The sequence below is a fragment of the Bordetella tumulicola genome, from assembly GCF_054779135.1.
In genome coordinates this window covers 1-1074 of the sequence record NZ_BAAGYU010000021.1, presented here as the reverse complement: position 1 = coordinate 1074, position 1074 = coordinate 1, and the positions used below count along the sequence as shown (strand labels likewise).

Annotated in this window: 1 protein-coding gene; it reads right to left on the bottom strand. The window is 60.8% G+C overall.

Annotation, left to right across the window (positions count from 1 at the left end; all coding sequences use genetic code 11):
• On the bottom strand, positions 1–1074 hold a 1074-nt coding region (tuf, locus tag ACYVDM_RS26405; RefSeq protein WP_460475504.1), incomplete at both ends, for an elongation factor Tu.

Genomic DNA, 1074 nt, shown 5'->3' with positions numbered 1-1074 from the left:
CGAAACGCAGACCTTCTTCCATGGCGATCGGGGCCAACAGCTTGACCGTCATCGACACGTTGTCACCCGGCAGAACCATTTCCTTGTCCTTGGGCAGGTCGATCGAACCCGTCACGTCCGTCGTACGGAAGTAGAACTGGGGACGATAACCATTGAAGAACGGCGTATGACGGCCACCCTCTTCCTTGGACAGAATGTACACCTCGGCCGTGAACTCCGTGTGCGGCGTGATCGACGCCGGCTTGGCCAACACCTGGCCGCGCTCGACGTCTTCGCGCTTGGTGCCGCGCAACAAAATACCCACGTTGTCGCCCGCTTGACCTTGGTCGAGCAGCTTGCGGAACATTTCCACGCCCGTGCACGTCGTCTTGACCGTCGGCTTGATGCCCACGATTTCGATTTCTTCGCCGACCTTCACGATACCGCGCTCGATACGACCCGTCACCACCGTGCCACGACCCGAGATCGAGAACACGTCTTCCACCGGCATCAGGAACGCACCGTCAATCGCACGCTCAGGCGTCGGAATGTACGTGTCCAGCGCTTCGGCCAACGCCAGAATCGCTTGCTCGCCCAACTCGCCCTTGTCGCCTTCGAGCGCCAGCTTGGCCGAACCCTTCACGATCGGCGTATCGTCGCCCGGAAAGTCGTACTTCGACAGCAACTCGCGAACTTCCATTTCCACCAGCTCGAGCAGCTCGGCGTCATCAACCATGTCCGCCTTGTTCAGGAACACGATGATGTACGGCACGCCAACCTGGCGGCTCAGCAGAATGTGCTCGCGCGTTTGCGGCATCGGACCGTCTGCGGCCGACACCACCAGGATCGCGCCGTCCATCTGCGCTGCACCCGTAATCATGTTCTTGACGTAGTCCGCGTGACCCGGGCAGTCAACGTGCGCATAGTGCCGCGCTGCCGTCTCGTATTCCACGTGCGACGTGTTAATCGTAATACCACGCGCCTTCTCTTCTGGCGCCGCGTCGATCTGGTCGTAGCCGCGGGCTTCCCCACCAAACTGCGCCGACAACACCGTCGTGATCGCTGCCGTCAACGTCGTTTTGCCGTGGTCAACGT